Annotated in this window: 16 protein-coding genes and 1 pseudogene; 4 read left to right on the forward strand and 13 right to left on the reverse strand. The window is 70.3% G+C overall.

Annotated elements, in window-relative coordinates; translation table 11 throughout:
* Positions 1–252: 252 nt before the first annotated feature.
* The 3 genes from ACWC94_RS14675 to thyX form a co-directional block, all read right to left on the reverse strand.
* On the reverse strand, positions 253–1,938 hold the full coding sequence (locus ACWC94_RS14675; RefSeq protein WP_450796903.1) for a ribonuclease J: 1,686 nt from the start codon (positions 1,936–1,938) through the stop codon (positions 253–255).
* Positions 1,939–2,093: 155 nt separating this feature from the next.
* Positions 2,094–2,993 carry a 4-hydroxy-tetrahydrodipicolinate synthase gene (dapA, locus tag ACWC94_RS14680; protein ID WP_450796904.1) on the reverse strand — a complete coding sequence of 300 codons (900 nt, stop codon included), beginning with the start codon at positions 2,991–2,993 and terminating at the stop codon, positions 2,094–2,096.
* Between the two features lie 222 nt (positions 2,994–3,215).
* A complete protein-coding gene (gene thyX / locus ACWC94_RS14685; RefSeq protein WP_450796905.1) occupies positions 3,216–3,965 on the reverse strand; it encodes an FAD-dependent thymidylate synthase in 750 nt (249 codons plus the stop codon).
* A 170-nt stretch (positions 3,966–4,135) separates the two neighbouring features.
* On the opposite strand from thyX, the gene ACWC94_RS14690 reads away from it, so the two are divergent.
* A complete protein-coding gene (locus ACWC94_RS14690) occupies positions 4,136–4,372 on the forward strand; it encodes a hypothetical protein (protein ID WP_450796906.1) in 237 nt (78 codons plus the stop codon).
* An 88-nt stretch (positions 4,373–4,460) separates the two neighbouring features.
* Positions 4,461–5,015 carry a hypothetical protein gene (locus ACWC94_RS14695; RefSeq protein ID WP_450796907.1) on the forward strand — a complete coding sequence of 185 codons (555 nt, stop codon included), beginning with the start codon at positions 4,461–4,463 and terminating at the stop codon, positions 5,013–5,015.
* A gap of 124 nt (positions 5,016–5,139) precedes the next feature.
* Here ACWC94_RS14695 and ACWC94_RS14700 read toward each other — a convergent pair whose 3' ends face one another.
* From ACWC94_RS14700 to rpsO, 5 genes are all read right to left on the reverse strand, one after another.
* Positions 5,140–5,592, reverse strand: coding sequence for a hypothetical protein (locus ACWC94_RS14700; RefSeq protein WP_450796908.1), 453 nt, complete (start codon positions 5,590–5,592; stop codon positions 5,140–5,142).
* 13 nt (positions 5,593–5,605) lie between these two features.
* Positions 5,606–6,358, reverse strand: coding sequence for a 4-hydroxy-tetrahydrodipicolinate reductase (gene dapB / locus ACWC94_RS14705; RefSeq protein WP_450796909.1), 753 nt, complete (start codon positions 6,356–6,358; stop codon positions 5,606–5,608).
* Positions 6,359–6,391: 33 nt separating this feature from the next.
* The gene (locus ACWC94_RS14710) at positions 6,392–7,771 is read right to left on the reverse strand and encodes a M16 family metallopeptidase (protein WP_450796910.1); all 1,380 of its coding nucleotides are present in this window, start codon (positions 7,769–7,771) and stop codon (positions 6,392–6,394) included.
* On the reverse strand, positions 7,768–9,993 hold the full coding sequence (locus ACWC94_RS14715; RefSeq protein WP_450796911.1) for a polyribonucleotide nucleotidyltransferase: 2,226 nt from the start codon (positions 9,991–9,993) through the stop codon (positions 7,768–7,770). The genes ACWC94_RS14710 and ACWC94_RS14715 overlap by 4 nt, the downstream gene beginning before the upstream one ends.
* 338 nt (positions 9,994–10,331) lie before the next feature.
* A complete protein-coding gene (gene rpsO, locus ACWC94_RS14720) occupies positions 10,332–10,619 on the reverse strand; it encodes a 30S ribosomal protein S15 (protein WP_053664877.1) in 288 nt (95 codons plus the stop codon).
* A 266-nt stretch (positions 10,620–10,885) separates the two neighbouring features.
* Between rpsO and ACWC94_RS14725 the strand changes: the two genes are divergently transcribed.
* Entirely contained in the window at positions 10,886–11,179 is a 294-nt protein-coding gene (locus tag ACWC94_RS14725; protein WP_450796912.1) for a DUF397 domain-containing protein, read from the forward strand.
* A gap of 62 nt (positions 11,180–11,241) precedes the next feature.
* Here the strand turns inward: ACWC94_RS14725 and eccD are convergent, their stop codons facing one another.
* On the reverse strand, positions 11,242–12,750 hold the full coding sequence (gene eccD / locus ACWC94_RS14730; RefSeq protein WP_450797077.1) for a type VII secretion integral membrane protein EccD: 1,509 nt from the start codon (positions 12,748–12,750) through the stop codon (positions 11,242–11,244).
* Between the two features lie 335 nt (positions 12,751–13,085).
* Here eccD and eccCa point away from each other — a divergent pair, with 335 nt between their 5' ends.
* Positions 13,086–17,051 (forward strand): type VII secretion protein EccCa, encoded by a 3,966-nt coding sequence (eccCa, locus tag ACWC94_RS14735; protein ID WP_450796913.1) that lies wholly within the window; start codon positions 13,086–13,088, stop codon positions 17,049–17,051.
* 220 nt (positions 17,052–17,271) lie between these two features.
* On the opposite strand, the gene ACWC94_RS14740 is transcribed toward eccCa, so the two are convergent.
* The 4 genes and pseudogenes from ACWC94_RS14740 to ACWC94_RS14755 all read right to left on the reverse strand — a co-directional run bounded on the left by ACWC94_RS14740 (position 17,272) and on the right by ACWC94_RS14755 (position 22,630).
* On the reverse strand, positions 17,272–19,386 hold the full coding sequence (locus ACWC94_RS14740) for a protein kinase domain-containing protein (protein ID WP_450796914.1): 2,115 nt from the start codon (positions 19,384–19,386) through the stop codon (positions 17,272–17,274).
* Positions 19,387–19,490: 104 nt separating this feature from the next.
* Positions 19,491–20,909, reverse strand: a complete 1,419-nt coding sequence (locus ACWC94_RS14745; protein WP_450796915.1) for an outer membrane protein assembly factor BamB family protein — start codon at positions 20,907–20,909, stop codon at positions 19,491–19,493.
* 85 nt (positions 20,910–20,994) lie between these two features.
* Positions 20,995–21,405 (reverse strand): annotated as a pseudogene (locus ACWC94_RS14750) (serine/threonine-protein kinase); the annotation flags it as partial.
* A gap of 295 nt (positions 21,406–21,700) precedes the next feature.
* Entirely contained in the window at positions 21,701–22,630 is a 930-nt protein-coding gene (locus ACWC94_RS14755; RefSeq protein ID WP_450796916.1) for a serine/threonine protein kinase, read from the reverse strand.
* Positions 22,631–22,696 lie beyond the last annotated feature (66 nt).

Raw genomic sequence — 22,696 nt, forward strand, 5'->3', positions numbered from 1 at the left:
TATCAGATCTTTTCTCGATCCGATTTCCTCGGTGCTTTCCAGGTTCCCGCTTCCGCGTTTCCCTTTCCGGCGGTTCCGACTTTATCAGAAGTTCTGAGTCGGCTTTCCCACCCGCTCCGGGCACCTGTGTCCAGCGTATGAAGTGCTGGGGTTCCCGGTTGGGCGGAGCCGTAAACGTACTGGAGCGGGGCGCCCCGATGCAAATCGAGGCGCCCCGCTCCGGGCTCGCGTCGGCCGGCTGCCGACGAGGCGTCAGACCTCCACGACCACCGGCAGGATCATCGGCCTGCGGCGATAGGTGTCCGAGACCCACTTGCCGAGGGTGCGGCGGACGAGTTGCTGGAGCTGGTGGGGCTCCACGACACCGTCCTGGGCCGACCGCTCCAGTACTTCCGTGATCTTCGGGATGACGTCGGTGAAGGCCGAGTCCTCGATGCCGGAACCGCGCGCCTGGACGTGCGGGCCACCGGTGATCTTGCCGGTGGACGAGTCCACGACCACGAAGACCGAGATGATGCCCTCGTCTCCGAGGATCTTGCGGTCCTTGAGAGCCGGCTCGCCGACGTCCCCGACCGAGAGGCCGTCGACGTAGACGTAACCGGCCTGGACCTTGCCGGAGATCTTGGCCTTGCCCTCGACCAGGTCGACCGCCACGCCGTCCTCGGCGATGACGATCCGGTCGTGCGGGACTCCGGTGAGCGCTCCCAGCTCGGCGTTGGCCCGCAGGTGGCGCCACTCCCCGTGCACCGGCATCAGGTTCTTCGGGCGGCAGATGTTGTAGAAGTACAGCAGCTCGCCCGCGGACGCGTGGCCGGAGACGTGCACCTTGGCATTGCCCTTGTGGACCACGTTGGCGCCCCAGCGGGTCAGGCCGTTGATCACCCGGTAGACCGCGTTCTCGTTTCCGGGGATGAGCGAGGACGCGAGGATGACCGTGTCGCCCTCGACGATGCGGATCTGGTGGTCACGGTTGGCCATGCGGGACAGGGCCGCCATCGGCTCGCCCTGGGAGCCCGTGCAGACCAGGACCACCTCGTGGTCGGGCAGGTCGTCCAGCGTCCTGACGTCGACCACCAGGCCCGGCGGGACCTTCAGGTAGCCGAGGTCGCGGGCGATGCCCATGTTGCGGACCATCGAACGGCCGACGAAGGCGACCCGGCGGCCGTACTCGTGGGCCGCGTCCAGAATCTGCTGGATGCGGTGGACGTGGCTGGCGAAGCTCGCCACGATGATCCGCTTGCGGGCGCCGGCGAAGACCTGCCGCAGCACGCTGGAGATGTCGCGCTCGTGCGGGGTGAAGCCCGGGACCTCGGCGTTCGTGGAGTCGCTGAGCAGGAGGTCGATGCCCTCCTCGCTCAGCCGGGCGAAGGCGTGCAGGTCGGTGAGGCGGTTGTCCAGCGGGAGCTGGTCCATCTTGAAGTCGCCGGTGTGCACCGCCATGCCCGCGGGGGTGCGGATGGCGACGGCCAGGGCGTCCGGGATGGAGTGGTTGACGGCGACGAACTCGCAGTCGAAGGGGCCGATGCGCTCGCGGTTCCCCTCCGCCACCTCGAGGGTGTACGGGCGGATGCGGTGCTCCTGGAGCTTGGCCTCGATCAGGGCGAGGGTCAGCTTGGAGCCGATCAGCGGGATGTCCGGCTTCTCGCGGAGCAGGAACGGGACACCGCCGATGTGGTCCTCGTGGCCGTGCGTGAGGACGATGCCCTCGATGTCGTCGAGACGGTCCCGGATGGACGAGAAGTCCGGCAGGATCAGGTCGATTCCGGGCTGCTCCTCCTCCGGGAAGAGCACTCCGCAGTCGACGATCAGCAGACGGCCGCCGTACTCGAAGACCGTCATGTTCCGGCCGATCTCGCCGAGACCGCCGAGCGGGGTGACCCGCAGACCGCCCTCCGGGAGCGGCGGGGGCGGACCGAGTTCGGGATGCGGATGACTCAAAAGACCCTCCTCACCACACGCGCCACGTACCGGTCGGGCACGTGGCGCGCATGACGTTCGTGCAGAAGCAGTTGTCGTTGTGGGGTGCGGGCACCGGTGGCCCGCCTCTTCTGTTGTTCTTCAGTTGTGAAGCCTGTGTGCTGCCAAGTCTGTTGTCAGAGCTGTACCCCGCCGGCGGCAAGATCGATCTTGAGCTGGGCGATCTCCTCGGGCGAGCACTCGACCATGGGCGAGCGCAGGGGTCCCGCGGGCAGGCCCTGCAGAGCGAGCGCGGCCTTGGTGGTCATCACGCCCTGGGTGCGGAACATGCCGGTGTAGACCGGGAGCAGCTTCTGGTGGATCTCGGTGGCCTTGACGACGTCGCCGGAGACGTAGGCGTCGACCAGGGCGCGCAGGTCGGGGGTGACGACGTGGCCGACGACCGAGACGAAGCCGACCGCGCCCACGGAGAGCAGCGGGAGGTTCAGCATGTCGTCGCCGGAGTACCAGGCGAGGCCGGACCGGGCGATGGCCCAGCTGGCGCGGCCGAGGTCGCCCTTGGCGTCCTTGTTGGCGACGATCCGGGGGTGCTCGGCGAGCCGGACGAGGGTCTCGGTGCTGATCGGGACGCCGCTGCGGCCGGGGATGTCGTAGAGCATGACCGGCAGGCCGGTGGCGTCCGCGACGGCCGTGAAGTGCCGGTAGAGGCCCTCCTGCGGGGGCTTGTTGTAGTACGGCGTGACGACGAGCAGGCCGTGTGCGCCGACGCGCTCGGCCTCGCGGGCCAGCTCGATGCTGTGGTGGGTGTCGTTGGTGCCGACGCCGGCGACGACGTGGGCGCGGTCGCCGACCGCCTCCAGTACGGCTCGTACGAGGTCCGATTTCTCCGCGTCGCTGGTGGTGGGGGACTCGCCGGTGGTGCCGTTGACGATCAGGCCGTCGTTGCCTGCGTCCACCAGGTGGGCGGCGAGCCGCTGCGCGCCGTCGAGGTCGAGTGCGCCGTCCGCCGTGAAGGGCGTGACCATGGCGGTGAGGACCCGCCCGAAGGGGGTCTGCGGAGTCGAGGTCGGAGCCATGGGTAACACGCTACTCGGTGCTCAATGCGCGGTCTGCCCGTGGGGTGTCGGGAAAGTCAGGACAAATGCGGAGCCCGGCACTGCCTGCTCGGGGGTTCAAGCAGTGCCGGGTCCGTTTGATCAGGCTAGATGAACTTCTCTAAATGCCGCAATACGGACACTTCGCGAGGCTGATCCGGACATCCGTTCCTGGTGGGGGAACAGAGCTTCGTAGGCCTTGCCTTACGGGGCCACACGTCCGTTCGCGTTGAAGGCGGCGTACGTGAGCGGCATGAGCTTCGCCCACTCCGCCTCCATCTTCTCGCCGACCATCTCGATCTCCCGCTGCGGGAAGGACGGCACCTTGGCCAGCTCGTGCTGGGTGCGCAGACCGAGGAAATGCATCAGGGAGCGGGCGTTGCAGGTGGCGTACATCGAGGAGTACAGGCCGACGGGGAGGGCGGCGCGGGCGACCTCACGGGCGACGCCCTCGGCGAGCATCTTCCGGTAGGCGCCGTAGGCCTGCTCGTACGACTCCCGCAAGGTGCTGCTGACGGCCTCGTGCTGGGCCGGGGTGCCCTCGACGAAGACGTACTTGCCGGGGCGGCCCTCCTGGACCAGCTTGCGGTCGGCGCCGGGGACGTAGAAGACCGGCTCCAGCTCCCGGTAGCGCCCGGACTCCTCGTTGTACGACCAGCCGACGCGGTGCCGCATGAACTCACGGAACACGAAGATCGGGGCGCTGATGAAGAACGTCATCGAATTGTGCTCGAACGGGCTGCCGTGCCGGTCGCGCATCAGGTAGTTGATCAGCCCCTTGGAGCGCTCGGGGTCCTTCTTCAGCTCGTCCAGGGACTGCTCGCCGGCGGTCGAGACCCGCGCGGCGAAGAGGACGTCGGCGTCCGAAGCGCTGGACTTCACCAGCTCGACGGTGACGTCACTGCGGAACGTGAGCGACTCGGGGGTGGTCACGGGGGTTGGGGTCCTTCCCATCACAGCTGTGGTTCGCGCCCACCTTACGGGGCACCCGCCCGGGCCACGGCAGTACCTCACCTCAAAAATCCCACCACGGATTTTTTCCGACATGGGCACCTTTTGTGTCACTCGAGCGTCTGTACCGGTGAGGCCTGCTCGTTCGATCCCCGAGAGGAGACGTAACCGCGATGTTCCGTCGCCGCGAGCCCGTACCCTTCGCCTTCCTGGCCGAGGCGGACCGGTTCAGCAGCAATGTCACTCCCCCGCCACGTCAGCGGGTGTCCTTCGGCGAGATGGCCGGGCGCTCGCTGCTGGGTCTCACGATCGTCGCCGGGCTGGTGGGAGCCCTCATACTCGGCCTGCCGGCGATGTCGACGCCGTCCAGTACGCCGGTGCAGCAGTCCCAGGCCTCCCAGGGGCACTGACTCTTCCGGCCGCCCACGGGTGGTGAGCGGGAACACCGGCGGATAGCCTCACCGGGCACAGCTCACGCAAGGATTGTGAGGACCAGCCGTGCCCCTGTCCTTCCTGACGGCCGACCGGACCTTCGAGGCCGCCGCCGAGAGCGCGCTGCCGTACGACGACCGGGAGCGCTGGCGGCGCCCCTACCGTCCCGGTCCCTGGCGTGTGGCCGCGGCGGCACTGGTGCTGCTGTTCGCCTCCTTCGTGCTGTTCGCCGCGGTGGCCCTCGCCCTGACCGACTCGGTGTCCTCCGGCGGAGCGGTCTTCGTCGCGGCGCTCATGGTGATCGCCGGCGCGCTGCGACTGCTGCGCATGGGCGTGTGGGTCAGCGGCCGGGGGCTGCGCCAGGTCGGTTTCCTGGTGACGCGTACGGCGCCGTGGGCCCGGGTGGTCTCCGTACGGACCGTGCAGCAGCCGGTGCGCTGGCTGGGGCTGCCGCGGACGGTGCAGGGGCAGGCGCTGGTGCTCGTCCGCAAGGACCGGTCCGCCAAGGACGCGGCGCCGCTGCTCACCACGCACACGCTGGACTTCCTGGGCCGCCCGGCCGCCTTCGACCGGGCCGCGGACGTGGTGGAGGCGTGGGCGGCGGAGTGCGGGCGGCCGTAGGGGCCGGTTCGCCGTGCCGAGCGGTGCCGCTGCGCCGCGGAGGGGCGCGGGGTACCGGGCGACCGGCCACGGCGCACGGGCACTCGCGCACGCCCCGGGCCGGTTCGGCGCATGGGCGCCGCGGTCAGGCCTGGACCGGTTTTCCGTCGTGCAGGGCGATAGCCCTCTGCATGGCCTTGCGGGCGCGTGGCGTGTCGCGGGCGTCGTGGTAGGCGACGGCGAGGCGGAACCAGCAGCGCCAGTCGTCGGGTGACGTCTCGGTCTCGGCCTTGCGCCTGGCGAAGACCTCGTCGGCCGAGTCGCGGTCGATCCGGCCGCTGGGCAGGCGCTTCAGCTCGTCGACCGGCAGTCCGCCCTCGGCGTCCAGCTCGGCGGCGAGGGCGTTGGCCCTGCGGACGAACTGGGTGTTCTTCCACAGGAACCACAGGCCGATGACCGGCAGGATCAACACCGCGACCCCGAAGGTGACGGTGACGACCGTGCCGGACTCGATGAGCATCACGCCGCGGCTGCCGACCAGGACGAAGTAGAAGACCAGGACGGCGGCCGTGACGAGGTAGGTGATCTTCGCGCGCATGGCAGGGTCTGTCTCAGCTCAGGTCCAGGAAGTGTTCCAGGCCGAACGTCAGGCCCGGAGTGGTCACCACGCGGCGGGCGCCGAGCAGGATGCCCGGCATGAAGCTGCTGTGGTGCAGGGAGTCGTGGCGGATCGTCAGGGTCTCGCCCTCGCCGCCGAGCAGCACCTCCTGGTGGGCCAGCAGGCCGCGCAGGCGGACGGCGTGGACCGGGATCCCGTCGACGCTGGCGCCCCGCGCGCCGTCCAGGGCCGTGGCGGTGGCGTCCGGTGCCGGGGCCGTACCGGCCGCCCGGCGGGCCTCGGCGATGAGCTGGGCGGTGCGGGTGGCCGTACCGCTCGGGGCGTCCACCTTGTTCGGGTGGTGCAGCTCGACCACCTCGACCGACTCGAAGTACGGCGCGGCGATCTGCGCGAACTTCATCGTCAGGACGGCCCCGATGGAGAAGTTCGGCGCGATGAGCACACCGGTCTCGGGGGACTCGGCGAGCCGGCCCTTCAGCTGCGCGAGGCGCTCCTCGGTCCAGCCCGTCGTGCCGACGACCGCGTGGATGCCGTGGCGCACGCAGAAGTCGAGGTTGTCCATGACGGAGTCCGGGGTGGTCAGCTCCACCGCGACCTGGGCGCCGGCCGCCGTCAGCGTCTCCAGCGTGTCGCCCCGGCCGAGGGCGGCGACCAGCTCCATGTCCTCGGCGGCCTCGACCGCCCTGACCGCCTCGGACCCGATCCGGCCCTTGGCACCGAGGACCGCCACGCGCAGCTTGCTCATCTCTTGCTTCCTTACGGGAGTGACCGGGAGGGGTTAGGCGACGGCGTCGTGCAGCCGCGCGGCCTGCTTGTCCTTCAGCGGACCGATGACCGACAGCGACGGGCGCTGTCCCAGGATGTCGCGGGCGACCGCGCGGACCTCGTCCGGGGTGACCGCCGCCATCCGGTCCAGCATGTCGTCGACGGACATCTGCTCGCCCCAGCACAGCTCGCTCTTGCCGATGCGGTTCATCAGCGCGCCGGTGTCCTCGAGACCGAGGACGGTGGAGCCCTGGAGCTGGCCGACGGCGCGGGCGATCTCGTCGTCGGTGAGGCCGTTGGCGGCGACGTGGTCGAGTTCGTCGCGGCAGATCCGCAGCACGTCGTGCACCTGGCTCGGCCGGCAGCCGGCGTACACGCCGAACAGGCCGCAGTCGGCGAAGCCGGAGGTGTACGAGTACACGCTGTACGCCAGGCCCCGCTTCTCGCGGACCTCCTGGAAGAGGCGGGAGGACATGCCGCCGCCGAGGGCGGTGTTGAGCACGGCCATGGCCCAGCGCCGGTCGTCGGTGCGGGCGAGGCCGGGCATACCGAGGAGGACGTGCGCCTGCTCGGTCTTGCGGCCGAGCAGTTCGACCTTGCCGGAGGTGCGGATCGTACGGCTGCCGTCGCGCGGGGCGATGGGCTGCGCGTCGGCGTTCCGGAGGGCGTCCGCCTTCTCGAAGGCCGCGCGGACCTGTCGTACGACCTTGGCGTGGTCGATGTTGCCGGCGCAGGCGACCACGAGGTGGGTCGGGTCGTAGTGCTTCCGGTAGAAGCGGCGGATGCGGTCGGCGGTGAGGGCGTTGACGGTGTCGACCGTGCCGAGGACCGGGCGGCCGAGGGCGGTGTCGCCGAACATGGTGTGCGCGAACAGGTCGTGCACGCAGTCGCCCGGGTCGTCCTCGGTCATGGCGATCTCTTCGAGGATCGCGCCGCGCTCGACGTCGACGTCCTCCTCGAGGATGAGCGAGCCGGTCAGCATGTCGCAGACGACGTCGATGGCGAGCGGCAGGTCGGTGTCGAGCACGCGCGCGTAGTAACACGTGTACTCCTTCGCCGTGAACGCGTTCATCTCGCCGCCGACGGCGTCGAGCGCGGAGGAGATGTCCAGCGCGCTGCGCTTGCGCGTGCCCTTGAAGAGCAGGTGCTCCAGGTAGTGCGTGGCGCCGTTCAGGGCCGCGGTCTCGTCGCGGGAGCCGACGTGCGCCCAGATGCCGAACGTCGCGGAGCGGACCGAGGGCAGGGTCTCGGTGACGATGCGCAGGCCGCCCGGAAGGGTGGTCTTGCGGACCGTGCCGATGCCGTTCTGGCCCTTGATGAGGGTTTGGGTACGGGCGACGGCCCGCGCCTCCGAAGAGGTGCGGGCCGTCGCCTTGGAGCTACGGGACGTCACTGCTCGGCGTCGTCCTTCTGCGTCTCGTCGGAAGAGCCTTCCTCGCCCTCGATCACGGGAACGAGGGAGAGCTTGCCGCGGGAGTCGATCTCGGCGATCTCGACCTGGACCTTCTGGCCCACGCCGAGGACGTCCTCGACGTTCTCCACGCGCTTGCCGCCGGCGAGCTTGCGGATCTGCGAGATGTGCAGCAGACCGTCCTTGCCGGGCAGCAGGGAGACGAACGCACCGAAGGTGGTCGTCTTGACGACCGTACCGAGGTAGCGCTCGCCGACCTCGGGCATCGTCGGGTTGGCGATGCCGTTGATCGTGGCGCGGGCGGCCTCCGCCGAGGGACCGTCGGCGGCACCGATGTAGATCGTGCCGTCGTCCTCGATGGTGATCTCGGCGCCCGTGTCCTCCTGGATCTGGTTGATCATCTTGCCCTTGGGGCCGATGACCTCGCCGATCTTGTCGACCGGGATCTTGACGGTGATGATCCGCGGAGCGTGCGGGCTCATCTCGTCGGGCCGGTCGATGGCCTCCATCATCACGTCGAGGATGTGCAGGCGGGCGTCGCGGGCCTGCTTGAGGGCCGCGGCCAGGACGGAGGCCGGGATGCCGTCCAGCTTGGTGTCGAGCTGGAGGGCGGTCACGAACTCCTTGGTGCCGGCGACCTTGAAGTCCATGTCGCCGAAGGCGTCCTCGGCACCGAGGATGTCGGTGAGGGTGACGTAGTGCGTCTCGCCCTCGATCTCCTGGGAGATCAGGCCCATGGCGATACCGGCGACCGGGGCCTTGAGCGGCACACCGGCGTTCAGCAGCGACATGGTGGAGGCGCAGACCGAGCCCATGGACGTCGAGCCGTTGGAGCTCAGCGCCTCGGAGACCTGGCGGATCGCGTACGGGAACTCCTCGCGCGTCGGCAGGACCGGCACGAGGGCGCGCTCGGCGAGGGCGCCGTGGCCGATCTCGCGGCGCTTCGGGGAGCCGACGCGGCCGGTCTCGCCGGTGGAGTACGGCGGGAAGTTGTAGTTGTGCATGTAGCGCTTGCGGGTCACCGGGGAGAGGGTGTCCAGCTGCTGCTCCATGCGGAGCATGTTGAGGGTGGTGACGCCCAGGATCTGGGTCTCGCCACGCTCGAACACCGCGGAACCGTGCACCCGCGGGATGGCCTCGACCTCGGCGGCCAGCGTACGGATGTCCGTGACGCCACGGCCGTCGATGCGCTTCTTCTCCTTGATGACGCGCTCGCGGACCAGGGTCTTGGTCAGCGAGCGGTACGCGGCGGAGATCTCCTTCTCGCGGCCCTCGAACTCCGGCAGGAGCTTCTCGGCGGCGAGCGCCTTGACGCGGTCCAGCTCGGCCTCGCGCTCCTGCTTGCCGGCGATGGTGAGCGCCTGGGCCAGCTCGGGGCGGACGGCCGCGGTCAGGGCCTCCAGGACGTCGTCCTGGTAGTCCAGGAAGATCGGGAACTCACCGGTCGGCTTCGCGGCCTTGGCGGCGAGGTCGGCCTGGGCGCGGCACAGGACCTTGATGAAGGGCTTCGCGGCCTCCAGACCGGCGGCGACGACCTCCTCGGTCGGCGCCTCGGAACCGCCCTCGACCAGCTGGATGGTCTTCTCGGTGGCCTCGGCCTCGACCATCATGATCGCGACGTCGCCGTCCTCCAGGACACGGCCGGCGACCACCATGTCGAAGACGGCGTCCTCGAGCTCGGTGTGCGTCGGGAAGGCGACCCACTGACCGCGGATCAGCGCGACGCGGACGCCGCCGATCGGGCCGGAGAAGGGCAGACCGGCCAGCTGCGTGGACGCGGACGCGGCGTTGATCGCCACGACGTCGTACAGGTGGTCGGGGTTGAGCGCCATGATCGTGGCGACGACCTGGATCTCGTTGCGCAGGCCCTTCTTGAAGGACGGGCGCAGCGGGCGGTCGATCAGTCGGCAGGTGAGGATGGCGTCCTCGGACGGCCGGCCCTCACGGCGGAAGAAGCTGCCGGGGATCTTCCCGGCCGCGTACATCCGCTCCTCGACGTCCACCGTCAGCGGGAAGAAGTCGAGCTGGTCCTTGGGGTTCTTGGAGGCGGTGGTGGCCGACAGCACCATGGTGTCGTCGTCCAGGTACGCCACGGCGGAACCGGCGGCCTGCTTGGCCAGGCGGCCCGTCTCGAAGCGGATGGTACGGGTGCCGAAGGGGCCGTTGTCGATGACGGCCTCGGCGTAGTGGGTCTCGTTCTCCACTAGCGTTTTCTCCGTTACTTATCGTCTTTCGTCCCTTGGCTGCCCGTGTGGCAGGGGGACGGTGGTGGAGAAGCGCGCCGTCTGGTGCGGGCCGGTCTTCGATCGAAGCACCCGGGGCTCGCATCCCCCGGGGGCCACTACCGAGGACCGGCGGCGGCGAGGAGCGCTTCTCCTCGTTCTACGTCGTACGTCGTGCTGTGCCGTACGCCGTTCTGTGTCGTGCGTATTGCGTTGTGCTACCACACTACAAAGCGTGAGTGACACTCCGCACGTTTCCACGTGTACGACGAAGGGAGCGGTCCCCGGGTGCTACCGGGAACCGCTCCCTTCACGGCGTCTTACTTGGCGCCCGCCGCACCACGGCGGATGCCGAGGCGGTCGACCAGCGTACGGAAGCGCTGGATGTCCTTCTTCGCCAGGTACTGGAGAAGGCGGCGGCGCTGACCGACGAGGATCAGCAGGCCACGACGGGAGTGGTGGTCGTGCTTGTGGGTCTTGAGGTGCTCCGTCAGGTCGGAGATCCGACGGGAGAGCAGAGCGACCTGGACCTCGGGGGAGCCGGTGTCACCCTCCTTGGTACCGAACTCGCCGATGATCTGCTTCTTCGTAGCGGCGTCGAGCGACACGCGTACTCCTCATAGTCTGTTGAGTGCCTCCGAGTGCCCCCGGTCTGCGTCTCGGGGGAGCTTCCGTTACTCGGGAGGCGGGGATCCGCTGGGCGCGGCCACCAGAACCGACGGTTCCGGGGGTGCGTACACAAACGGCCGTCACCCAGGGTACCAGCAGGTGGCCGGCACCTTTCCCCCGCTCCCCGAACCACCCGGACGGGGGGCCGCGGGCCACTAGGGTGAGCGCCGGGACCGTACGCACGCCGGAAGGGGATCGCGCCACGATGACGGAGACGGAAGCGGAGATCAAGGCACGCAAGGAGCGGGAGCGGGACGAGCTGTACGCGCTCGACATCTCGGGCGTGGAGTGGCACTGCGCGCCCGGCGCGGAGGAGCACGAGGAGCGCGTCGAGATCGCTTACCTGCCCGACGGAGCCGTGGCGATGCGCTCCTCCCTCGACCACGGCACCGTGCTGCGGTACACCGAGGCGGAGTGGCGGGCGTTCGTGCTGGGGGCGCGGGACGGGGAGTTCGACCTGGAGCCCAACGAGCGCAACGGCGGTCTCGCGGCGCAGTGAACGGAACACGGGAAAAGGGGCGGCACGCATGCGTGCCGCCCCTTTTCCCGTAGCGCCGGTCCTCAGCTGGTCATCGCCCGTGCGCGCGCGTACACGTCGAACACGGCCAGCGCCAGCGGGATCAGGGTGAGCAGGACGAAGCTCTCGGCGATCTCCAGGAAACGCCCCCAGAAGGGGGTGACACCGCGCCGCGGAGTGATCAGACCGATCGCGGTGACCAGGGCGGCGGCCGCGCCGACCGCCGCAGCGAGCCAGACGCTGCGGATGTCGAGGGCGGTGGTGTCGCCCTGGAAGGCGTCGATCAGGTACCCCCGGGGCGGGTTCAGGGCGAGCCCGATGCCGAGGAAGACGATCGCGGCGAGGCCCGCGGCCAGGGTGGCGCCGACCTGCGCGGTGTAACGGAACAGGTGCGCCCGCATCAGCATCGCCACGCCGGTCGCGAGCGCGAGGAGCTGGGCCCAGGTGTTGCTGGAGAAGCCGAGGACGATCGACGCGCCCACGGCGACGAGGGCACAGCCCCCGACGAGGCCGACGAGGAGTTCGTGGCCGCGCCGGGCCTGGGCGGCCACCCGCTCGGCGTCCACGGGCTCCTGCGGGGCGGGCTCGGCGGTGCCGTAGCCGCCGCGGGAGGGGTTGGGCGGTTCGAAGCCGATGGGCAGTCGCGCGAAGCGCATGGACAGCCCGGGCAGGAAGGCCAGGGCCACCACGGACAGCGGGGCGCAGATGGCGGCCGTCTCGATGGGCCGCAGGTCGGTGAGGGTCGCGATGAAGGTGGTGACCAGACCGATCGCGGAGGCGAAGAGGAACGCCACGAAGGGTCCGTCGCCGCCCGGCGAGACCAGGGTGAGCACCAGGGAGGCGACGAGGACCGCCGTGCAGGCGAGCAGGAACTGGAGCCGCCCGATGCCCTCGCCGGCGGCGAGCGGCAGCAGTCCGGAACCGGCCACGCCGATGTTGGGCAGGGCGCCGAGTCCCAGCGCGACCGCGGAGCCCCGGTCGTCGTAGACACGCGCGCGTACGCAGGCGAGGGTGACCAGCAGGATGCCGGTGACGCCCGCGATGATGCCCTGCAGGCTGTGCATGTCGTGGTGGACCTGGGAGCTCCAGGCCACGAAGGCGAGGAGCACGGGCAGGATGCCGCCGGCGACGAGTCCCGCGGCGCGGGTCAGGTCGCCGCTCCACAGGGTGCGGTCGCGGGTGACGGCGGAGGCCACCGCCTCGGAGACGTCGTCGAGGACGGCGGGCGGCAGCGACTCGGCGAACGGGCGCAGGGTGAGCAGCTCACCGTCGAGGATGCGCTGAGCCGTGAAGGACCGGGCACCGTCGAGGACGGTGCCGTCCCGCCGTACGAGGTGGTAGCCGACCGGAGCGCCCTCGGCGGGGCTCTGCTGGGACAGGCGCAGGATCTCCGGGTACAGGTCGGCGACCGGTACGTCGTCGGGCAGCGCCACGTCGATACGACTGTCGGGCGCCACGATGGTGACCCGGCAGAAGCCGAATCCCATGCCCGCCCCGGAAGGGGCTCCGGTGCCCGGTCCGCCGGTCGCGCCGGCCGGCGCGGAGGCCGTCATGCTCACCTGCTGTTCCCCCTCGTCGGTGGTGGGGCGGCCCACGGTGCCGCCGCGCACGTCCGCCCGTAAAAATCCTGTGTAGGTTGTGCGGCGCCCCCCGCTCAACCGGCCGACCGGGCGGTCGCATCCGGGCTCTGCGGGCAGGCGCCCCCTTCGAACCGTTGCGGATTGCCCGGGTTTTCCCGGAACGATTCGCAACTGCTCACGCGTCTCACCGGCACCCTACCGCCAGCCGTTGTCCGTGGTTGTCAGTAGGATCGCGCTTCGCGATCGACGTTCGCCTGACACGGGGCGGCGGACGAAAAATCTCGGTCCGGCAAGGGAATTGGTGCGTAGTGAGCCACATCGTCGTCAAGCGCCCACCGCGGGCACTGCCGAAGGAAGTGCCCACGGACGAGGTCGTGCTGGAGCCGCCGCCGGAACTGCCGCGCGGCCAGCAGGAAAGCGCTTGGATGCAGCTCCTGCCCATGCTGGGCATGGGCGGGTCCGTGGTGTTCTTCTTCAACCCCCAGGCCCAGCCGTTCATGAAGATCATGGGCCTGCTGATGGTGGCCTCGACGGTCGCCATGGGCATCTCGATGCTCGTGCGCTACCGCCGCGGCAACCAGGGGCAGATGGCGGACATGCGCCGTGACTACCTCCGTTACCTCTCCCAGACCCGGCGCTCCGCCCTCGACACCGCCAAGGCCCAGCGCGACGCCCAGTACTACCTGCACCCTTCGCCGGAGCAACTGTGGGCACTGGTCGCCGAGGGCAGCCGGGTGTGGGAACGGCGCACCGGTGACGAGGACTTCGGGCAGGTGCGGGTGGGTCTCGGCCCGCAGGCCCTGGCCACTGCCCTGATCCCGCCGCAGACCGCCCCGGTGGACGAGCTGGAGCCGCTGACCGCGGGCGCCATGCAGCGCTTCCTGGCCACGCACAGCACCCTCGACGAGCTGCCGATGGCGGTCTCGTTGCGGGCCTTCTACCACGTGACGATCAGCGGAGAGCCCGGCACCGTGCGCGGCGCCGCCCGTGCCGTCGCCGCCTCCCTGGCCTCGCTGCACTCTCCCGAGGACCTGGTCATCGCCGTCGCCACCGGACGTCAGTCGGCGCCCGAGTGGGAGTGGGCCAAGTGGCTGCCGCACGTACAGGCCCCGGGTCTCGCCGACGGCGCCGGCAGCATGCGTCTGATCACCACCGACCCGGTGGAGCTGGAGGACCGGCTCGCCTCCCGCCTCGAGGGCCGCCCGCGCTTCCACCCCGACGGCGCCCCGGTTCCCGAACAGCCGCACCTGGTGGTCGTACTCGACGGCGTCTCCCTGCCCCCCACGTCGCTGCTGGCCAACCCCGAGGGCCTGCAGGGCGTGACGGTCCTGGAGGTCGTGCCGGGCGACCTCACCGTCGGCCGCGGCGACCTCTCCGTCATCGTGCGGCCCGAGGAACTGCGCCTGGAGTCGGCGCACGGCATGGTCTACGAGGGGACACCCGACGTCCTGTCGTACGAGGCCGCCGAAGCCCTCGCCCGCCAACTGGCGCCGCTGCGGTTGGGATCGGGCGGGGACGACGACGAACCGCTGCTGGCGAACCTGGAGTTCACGGATCTCCTGAACCTGGGTGACGCGGCTTCCGTCGACCCGAAGCGGACCTGGCGACCGCGCTCGCAGTCGGAGCGGCTGCGGGTGGCGATCGGTCTCGGTGAGGACGGCCGGCCCGTGATGCTGGACCTCAAGGAGGCGGCACAGGAGGGCATGGGCCCGCACGGCCTGTGCGTCGGTGCCACCGGTTCCGGCAAGTCGGAGCTGCTGCGTACGCTGGTGCTCGGCCTCGCCGTGACCCACTCGTCCGAGACGCTGAACTTCGTCCTCGCCGACTTCAAGGGTGGTGCCACGTTCGCGGGCATGGCCCAGCTGCCGCATGTGGCGGCCGTGATCACCAACCTCGCGGACGACCTGACCCTCGTCGACCGCATGGGCGACTCGATCCGCGGTGAGCTCAACCGCCGTCAGGAGATGCTCCGCGACGCGGGCAACTACGCCAACATCCACGACTACGAGAAGGCCCGCGCGGCCGGCGCCCCGCTGCAGCCGATCCCGTCCCTGGTCCTCGTGATCGACGAGTTCAGCGAGTTGCTGACCGCCAAGCCGGACTTCATCGAGATGTTCGTGCAGATCGGCCGTATCGGCCGTTCGCTGGGTGTGCACCTGCTGCTGGCCTCCCAGCGCCTGGAGGAGGGCCGCCTGCGCGGCCTGGAGACGTATCTCTCGTACCGCATCGGTCTGCGGACGTTCTCGGCGGCCGAGTCCCGCGCCGCGCTCGGTGTCCCGGACGCCTACGAGCTGCCGAACGTCCCGGGTTCCGGTTTCCTGAAGTTCGGCACCGACGAAATGGTGCGCTTCAAGGCGGCGTACGTCTCCGGCGTGTACCGCACGAGCTCGCAGCAGGCCGCGGCGCTCGGCGGCCCGCTGCCCGTCGACCGCAGGCCGGTCGTGTTCACCGCGGCCGAGGTGCCGGTGCAGTACGTGCCGGTCCCGCAGCAGCGTCAGGAGACGGCAGCCGAGCAGCAGGACGACGCGCTCGCCGACACCGTGCTCGACGTGATCGTGCGGCGCCTGGAGGCGCAGGGTCCGGCCGCCCACCAGGTGTGGCTGCCCCCGCTGGACAGCCCGCCGTCGCTCGACACGCTGCTGCCGGGCCTCGCCCCGGTGCCCGGCCGCGGCATGACCCAGCCGGGCTACGAGGGCGCGGGCCGGCTCGTCGTCCCGGTCGGTCTCATCGACAAGCCCTACGAGCAGCGCCGCGACCCGCTGTGGCTCGACTTCGGCGGGGCGGCCGGCCATATGCAGATCATCGGCGGCCCGCAGTCCGGCAAGTCGACGCTGCTGCGCTCGATCATCGCGTCGTTCGCCCTCACCCACACCCCTTACGAAGTGCAGTTCTACGGCCTGGACTTCGGTGGCGGCGGTATGGCCGCGGTGGCCGGCCTGCCCCATGTGGGCGGGGTGGCCTCACGCCTCGACCCGGAGAAGGTCCGGCGTACGGCGGCCGAGGTGTACGGCGTCATGACCCGCCGCGAGGAGTACTTCCGCTCCACGGGCATCTCCTCCATCGCGGAGTTCCGCTCCCGCCGCGCGCGCGGTGACATCTCGGTGACCGACCAGCCCTGGGGCGACGTCTTCCTGGTCATCGACGGCTGGGGCAACTTCCGCACGGACTACGAGGCCCTGGAGCCGCTGGTCCTGGACATGGCCCAGCGCGGTCTCGGCTACGGCATCCACGTGATCATCACCGCGTCGCGCTCGATGGAGGTCCGGGCGAACCTCAAGGACCACCTGATGAACCGCCTCGAACTGCGGCTGGGTGACCCCATGGACTCCGAGGTCGACCGCAAGATCGCGGCCAATGTCCCCACCGGCGTGCCGGGCCGTGGCCAGACCCCGCAGAAGCAGCACTTCATGGCGGCGGTCCCGCGCATCGACGGCCTCTCCTCGGACACGGACCTCGCGGAGGCGTCGACCGCTCTGGCGGCCGAGGTCACCCGCCACTGGCAGGAGCCCGGCGCACCGGAGGTCCGTCTGCTGCCCCGCGAGTTCGCGGCGGCCCAGCTCCCGCCGGGCGACCGCTTCCCGGACCGGGGCATCTCCTTCGCCCTCGACGAGGACAACCTCGAGCCGGTGTTCGTGGACTTCGAGCAGGACCCGTTCTTCCTGGTGTTCGGGGAGAGCGAGTCCGGCAAGTCGAATCTGCTGAAGCTGCTGATCAAGGGCCTCACGGAGCGCTACGACGGTCACAGCTGCAAGCTGTTCGTCGTCGACAACCGCCGCTCGCTGCTCGGGGTGACCCCGGACTCGCACCTGGCCGAGTACATCCCGATGTCGAACCAGATGCAGCACCACATGGACGCCTTGGCCGACCTGATGCAGCGTCGCACGCCTACGGCCGACGTGACCCCCGAGCAACTGCGCAACCGCAGCTGGTGGCGGGGTCCCACGGTGTACGTCGTCATCGACGACTACGACCTGGTGTCCACCTCCAGCGGCAACCCCCTGGCGGGCCTGACGGAACTCCTCCCCTTCGCCCGCGACGTCGGTGTCCGCTTCATCATCGCGCGCTCCACGGCGGGCGCCGGCCGCGCCGGCTACGAAGCCTTCATGCAGCGCATCAAGGAACTCGGAGCCCAGGGCGTGGTCCTCGCGGGCGACCCGGCGGAGGGCGAGCTGCTGGGCGGCGTGCGCCCGCGGCCGATGCCCGCGGGACGGGGCATCTTCGTGTCGCGGAAGCGGGGGAAGCCGATGGTGCAGGTGGGGCTGGTGGAGTCCTAGAGGCCTCCACTCTCGCAGCCGTTCCCGGGCCCGGTCTTGGCCCGACCTGGATGCCGCGGGCCGTGTAGGTCCGCGGCATCTTGCCGTTCCGGATGGGGCGGCACACATGCAGCTCAACCACCCGCGCGCTCCGAGGAGTGGCAGCAGAGCGAAAAACTGAGGCCTACATGGCGAACCTGGTGGACCACCGAGTTCACCGATGGGGTGACCCGCGCAGGTCTCAGAACGTCGAAAGGGCGATGACCGAGCTGTCGTACATGACGAAGACGCGGTTTCCGGCGGCGGCCAGGCGGGCGTAGTCGGGATCGGGGACCATGTAGCTCCGTGATTCCTTTCCGTCCGAGGCACGCACCGCGCTGATCAACAGCTGGGGCCCATAACCGTTTTCGGCCCTGCCGAACGTCCAGACACCGTGGCCCTGCCGGATCACTGGACTTCCCCAAGTCGCGTTCTGCGACGCCTCCCACAGCACCTTCCCGTCGTACTTGTCCAGGCGCCTGGTGCTGGTACCCGCGTTCATGTAGACCCCGTCCGCGTAGACCGCGGCAGGGCCCCACTTGTATCCGTCGGTCTCCCAGTCGTCGAGCTTGGTGTTCCAGACCCTCGTTCCGTCGCTGAGCCGGCGAGCGTCCATGGACTTGCCGTTGATGTACACCGTGTCGTCATAGACGGCCGGGCTGACCGTGAGGTCCTCGTCCTGGTCGAGGCGGGTCCATGCCGTGCTGCCATCGCTGGTGTGCACGACGAGCACGGTGCCGTCCGCGGCCGATATGACCAGCCTGCCCCGGGCGGCAACGGCAGGGGCGAGCAGATTCCCGCGGAATTTCGTGGGGACGGCAGTCGTCCAGCGGATCCGGGCGTCGGAGCGGTTCACGCTGCGCAGCCTGTGGTCCTTCGTCACCAGGTACACCGCGTCGTCGTCGGCCGCGAGCAGCGCCGCCGCCTCCGCTGCCGGACACGTCCACTTGGGTTCGCCTGTGGACGGCACGAAGGTCCGTAGGGCGCCCTTGTCGTCGACGCCGATGACCAACCGGTCGGAGAGGGACAGATAGCCGCTCTTCGTTCTGAGGTGAGGCGCCCTCCAACGGCGCTCGCCGCTGGTGATGTCGAACCCCGCGATGCCGCCGGTCGCGACACCGAAGACGATGACGTCCCCGATCGGCAGCAGCGTCTGCGAGTAGGCGTCCGCCTGACCGTGCACTTCCCAGAGAGGCGTCGGCTGGACGTCATGGTTGACCGGGTCCTCGATGCCGTGCGGGTCCAGCTTTTGCACACGAGCGGGCACTGCCGGAGGGATGTCGAAGGGATCGTTCCTGGTCCCCGCCGATCCACCCCGTATTCCGAACCACCATGCGGCCGTGCCACCTCCGCCCGCCAGGACCACGCCTCCGGCGGCAAGTCCGGTGAGCAGGCGCCTGCGGGTGACGGACGGACCCGTCTCGGTCGTGACCGGTATGGGCAGTCGGCGTGCCACTGCCTCCCGTTCTTTGATGGCATCGGCGACCGGTCCGCGCCGCCACACCCGATCGGCCCCCTTGGGCACCGCCATGGCGTCGGCGATCTGCGGCGGTGCGGGACGCGCGGCCGGGTCCTTGGCCAGACAGGGCAGGATCAGGGCCTGCAGTTGCGGCGCGATGCCGTCGAGCCGTGGTTCGCCGTGCACCACTTCGTACTGCACGGCCGCCACATGCGAGCCCCCATAGGCACGTCTGCCGCTTGCCGCGTAGGCCAGAACCGCGCCGAGGGAGAACACGTCCGCCGCCGGCGTCACCCTCCGGCCGAGCACCTGCTCGGGGGCACCGTAGCCCGGGGTGACGGGCACCTGCCCGGTCGTGGTCAGGGTCAGCCCGTGTTCGGGCCGGGCGATACCGAAGTCGATGATGCGCGGTCCGGCCGAGGTGAGCACGATGTTGGGCGGCTTGAGGTCACGGTGGATGAAACCGGCGGCATGGATGTCGGCGAGGGTCCGGGCGAGCGCGGTGGCAAGGGCACGCAGCGCCGGCTCGTCGAGAGGTCCGTGGCTGTCGACGGCCTGGTCCAGGGTGAGTCCCGCGAGGAACTCGGTGGCGATCCAGGGCCGTCCGCCCTCGGTCCACGCGCCGAGCACATTGGCGATGCCGTTGCTCCGCACCGCCTGCGCGGCCTGCGCCTCGCGCACGAACCGCTGGGCCAGGTTGGTGTCGTGGGCGAGCTCGGGCCTGAGCACCTTGACGGCGGCCAGGCAGCCGGCACCGTCCTGGCCGACGTAGACCTTGCCCATGCCTCCTTCGCCGAGAACGCCGAGTACACGATAGGGACCGAGGCGGAGTGGGTCGCCGGTACCGAGGGGTTTCATGGTGGGTCTTCCTGCCCGGGGGAAGTCGGTGGGAGCGGTCGAGCGGCCAGGCCGTCGTCATGCGCCGTTCCGCATGGCCGGTGTTCCGCCGCTTCGCGGTCACATCACTGGAGGGGGTACGCGAGCAGATTCTGGCTGTCCACACCGAGGACCAGCTTCGAGTCCGCGTCGGCGTAGAACTGTTTGCCGCTCGTCTGGTACGTCAGCGAAGTCGTGTGGTCCGACAGGCTGATCGCGCGCAGCAGGGATCCGTTCTTGTAGTACGCGTAGCGGGTGCCGAGGACGGGCGGCCAGGCGGTGGACGCCTCCCCCACCTCCCCGCCGCGCTCGGTCCAGAGCGCCTTCCCGCTGCGCGCGTCCAGCGCCGTCAGACCGGCGCCGTCGCCCACGGCATACAGGATGCCCGCCTTGAGCACCGGCGGACCGTACGCGTGCTCTGTCGAGGTCTTCCACGCCACGGCCCCGTCGCTCAGCCGCAGCGCCCAGAGCCGGCTGCCGCCGAGATACAGGTGATCGCTGTCCGCGGCGATCCCTCCCCGCAGGATGTCCGGGTCGTCGATGTCGTACGGCCGCTCCCACCCAACGGCTCCGGTCGAGACGTCCCGCACCACTACGTGAACCGTCCCGTCCTTCACCTGCTGGAGTGTCACCAGGCGGCTGCCGACGACCCTCGCGGCGAGGAAGTGCAGGCTCGTGCTCAACTCGAACCGAACGGGCAGCTGTTTCGACCACAGGAGCTTGCCGGTCTCGATGTCGGCGGCACCCAGGACGGAGGTCTCCCCGGCCGAGAAGCCGCCGCCCCCGTCGTACTTCCCCTTGCCTACGACGACGTACGCGACGCGGTCCGTGAGGCAGAGGAGCTGATGTGTCCTGAGCTCGTCATTGGTGCCCGCGAACCGGACCAGGGTCTTGATTTTTTTCCCGTTCTTCGGATCGACGGTCTGGAGCGTGACGGCGGACCCGATCCCGCCGTCGGTTTCCTCCCCGGTCGACAACCGGTAGAGCCGGCCACCCGCCACGAGCATCTGCCAACCGCTCCCTTCGGAGTCGCCCCACTTGCGGGCTCCGCTCGCCGAACTGAAGCCCTGGGTTCCACCGCCCGTGGGAACGACGATCATCCCGCCGATCGCCCAGGGGACGGCCGCGCCCAGCTCATCCGTGAGTGCGCTGTCGAACGTGTACGTCCACAGTGGATCGATGTTCCTCGACTCACGGGCGCCGCCCTTCGCGGTCGTGCCACCGCCGCCCCGCGCTGCGGCCCGCTCCTGCGACCACCACCACGCGCCTCCGCCCGCCGCCGCTCCGACGGCGAGAGCGCCGCCGAGGGCGAGGAACCCGCGGCGCGACGGGCGACGGTCGGCCGCCGTGGTGCCCACCGCGGCCTCCGGACCGACCGCCGGCGCGGGCAACCGCCGTGGCACCAGCCGCCAGACGTCGGCGGCTCGCCGTCCGATCTCCGCGATCAGCTCGGGGGGCAGGTGATCGGCGAAGTTTCCCTGGCCGTCGTGGAGTTGAGCGGCCAACTGCTCCGCGGTCGGCCGTCCCCCCCGGATCCTTGACCAGGCACTGGGACAGCACCGGTACCAGCGCGGCCGGTACCCCGCCGAGGTCCGCCTCCGCGTACCGCACCCGGTACAGCAGGTCCGCCGCCTGTCCGTTCCCGAACGGGCCGCGCCCGGTGGCCGCGTAGACCAGCACGCCGGCGAGGGCGAACACGTCGCCGGCCGCGTCGTGCTCCTGCCCGGTGGCCTGTTCCGGGGACATGAAGGCCGGTGTGCCGACGGCCGCACCGGCCCGGGTCAGGTGATCGTCACCGATCGCCCGCGCGATGCCGAAGTCGATGACCTTGGGTCCGTAGACCGTGAGGAGGATGTTGGACGGCTTGAGGTCACGGTGCACGACGTCCGACCGGTGCAGTTGGCCGAGCGCCGAGCACAGGGCCGCGCCCAAGGCACGTACGGACTGTTCGGGCAGCGGTCCCCCGGGTTCGACGGCCTCGTCGAGCGGGGGCCCCAGCACATACTCCGTGGCCAGCCAGGCGTCTCCGCCAACGGGTCCGCGTCCATCACCCGCGCCCCGAACCGGTCGCCGATGACCCTGGCCGCGTCCACCTCGAGCCGGAAGCGGGTGCGGGCCGCCGGATCGGTGGCGATCGCGGCATGCATGGTCTTCAGGGCGACGGTACGTCCACCGGCGGACCGCGCCGCATAGACCGTGCCCATGCCTCCGCTGCCGAGCCGGGCGATGAGCCGGTACGGGCCGAGTGCGACGGGATCGTCGTGGGTGAGAGGAGTCGGCATGGAGATTCTTGTCGTCAGTGACTGCGGTGGGATGCCGGGGCAGGGGACGGCGCTCCGCCGGGCGGCCAGGGCGCTTGCTCCGGTGCCTGTGGCGGCTCCGGCAACCGCACCTCCGCGGCCAGGACGGAAGCCGACTGGTGGACGATGGCCGCGATGAGCGGGGCGGGCAGCCAGCCGGGGCCCAGCAACGCCTCCGCACGCGAGGGCGGAGTGAATCCCGTCGGGCCCTCCGGTGGGGCGCTGCCCGCCAACTCATCTATGGCTTCGGAGAGTTGCAGTCGATGAGCCGGGTCGCGGGAGAGGCACCTGGTGATGACCGAGCGCAGCGCGAGCGGCAGTTCCTCCCGTTCCGGCATCGCGTATCCCGTGGCGGCATAAGCCAGCGTCGCACCGAGGGCGTACACGTCACCCAGCGGGCGCGGCTGTCCACCCGCGGCCTGTTCCGGCGGCAGGCTGCCCGGATCGAGCCCGGGCGCCCCGCGGCGTGCGGCACCGTCCGACGCTGCAGCCCGTACCGCTCCGAAGCAGGTGAGCCGGGGACCGTCCGCGGCGATCAGCACGGCGGACGGGCAGAGTCCGGCGTGGGTCAGGTTCTGCCCGTGCATGACGGCGAGGTTCTCGGCCAGCGCGACGCCGAGCGCCCGGACGGTCCGCTCGGGCAGCGGTCCCCCGTGCACGGCGAGGGCGATGGGCAGCGGCAGCGCGGGCAGATAGGGACGCGCATGCCACGGCTGCTCGCCGGGGGCGGCGAGCTCGACGGCGGGGAGGACCCAGGGTCCCAGAAGGTAGCGGGAGGTGTCGGCTTCGGCCATGAACCGCTGCGGGTCGACCTCCGGCAGCGGGCTGCTGAGCAGTACGGTGCGGTCGCCGTCGGCACTGCGGGCGATGAAGCGCTGCTCGGGGACGGGCGTGTGTGCCGGGATACCGCTGTCCAGTCGGGTCACGACTGTCTAGGGCCCGATCTGCCGGCCACCTCGGGTACCGGTGCCGCTGCCTGACGCGCGCGTGTT

The sequence above is a fragment of the Streptomyces sp. NPDC001135 genome (genome assembly GCF_053598395.1).

Excerpts from the sequence above, each read along its gene's own strand:
- ACWC94_RS14690 (WP_450796906.1), top strand. The coding sequence starts at position 4,136 with ATGTTCCGTCGCCGCGAGCCCGTACCCTTCGCCTTCCTGGCCGAGGCG.
- dapB (WP_450796909.1), bottom strand. The coding sequence starts at position 6,358 with ATGAGCAAGCTGCGCGTGGCGGTCCTCGGTGCCAAGGGCCGGATCGGG.
- thyX (WP_450796905.1), bottom strand. The coding sequence starts at position 3,965 with ATGGGAAGGACCCCAACCCCCGTGACCACCCCCGAGTCGCTCACGTTC.
- ACWC94_RS14740 (WP_450796914.1), bottom strand. The coding sequence starts at position 19,386 with ATGAAACCCCTCGGTACCGGCGACCCACTCCGCCTCGGTCCCTATCGT.
- eccD (WP_450797077.1), bottom strand. The coding sequence starts at position 12,750 with ATGACGGCCTCCGCGCCGGCCGGCGCGACCGGCGGACCGGGCACCGGA.
- dapA (WP_450796904.1), bottom strand. The coding sequence starts at position 2,993 with ATGGCTCCGACCTCGACTCCGCAGACCCCCTTCGGGCGGGTCCTCACC.
- ACWC94_RS14700 (WP_450796908.1), bottom strand. The coding sequence starts at position 5,592 with ATGCGCGCGAAGATCACCTACCTCGTCACGGCCGCCGTCCTGGTCTTC.
- ACWC94_RS14725 (WP_450796912.1), top strand. The coding sequence starts at position 10,886 with ATGACGGAGACGGAAGCGGAGATCAAGGCACGCAAGGAGCGGGAGCGG.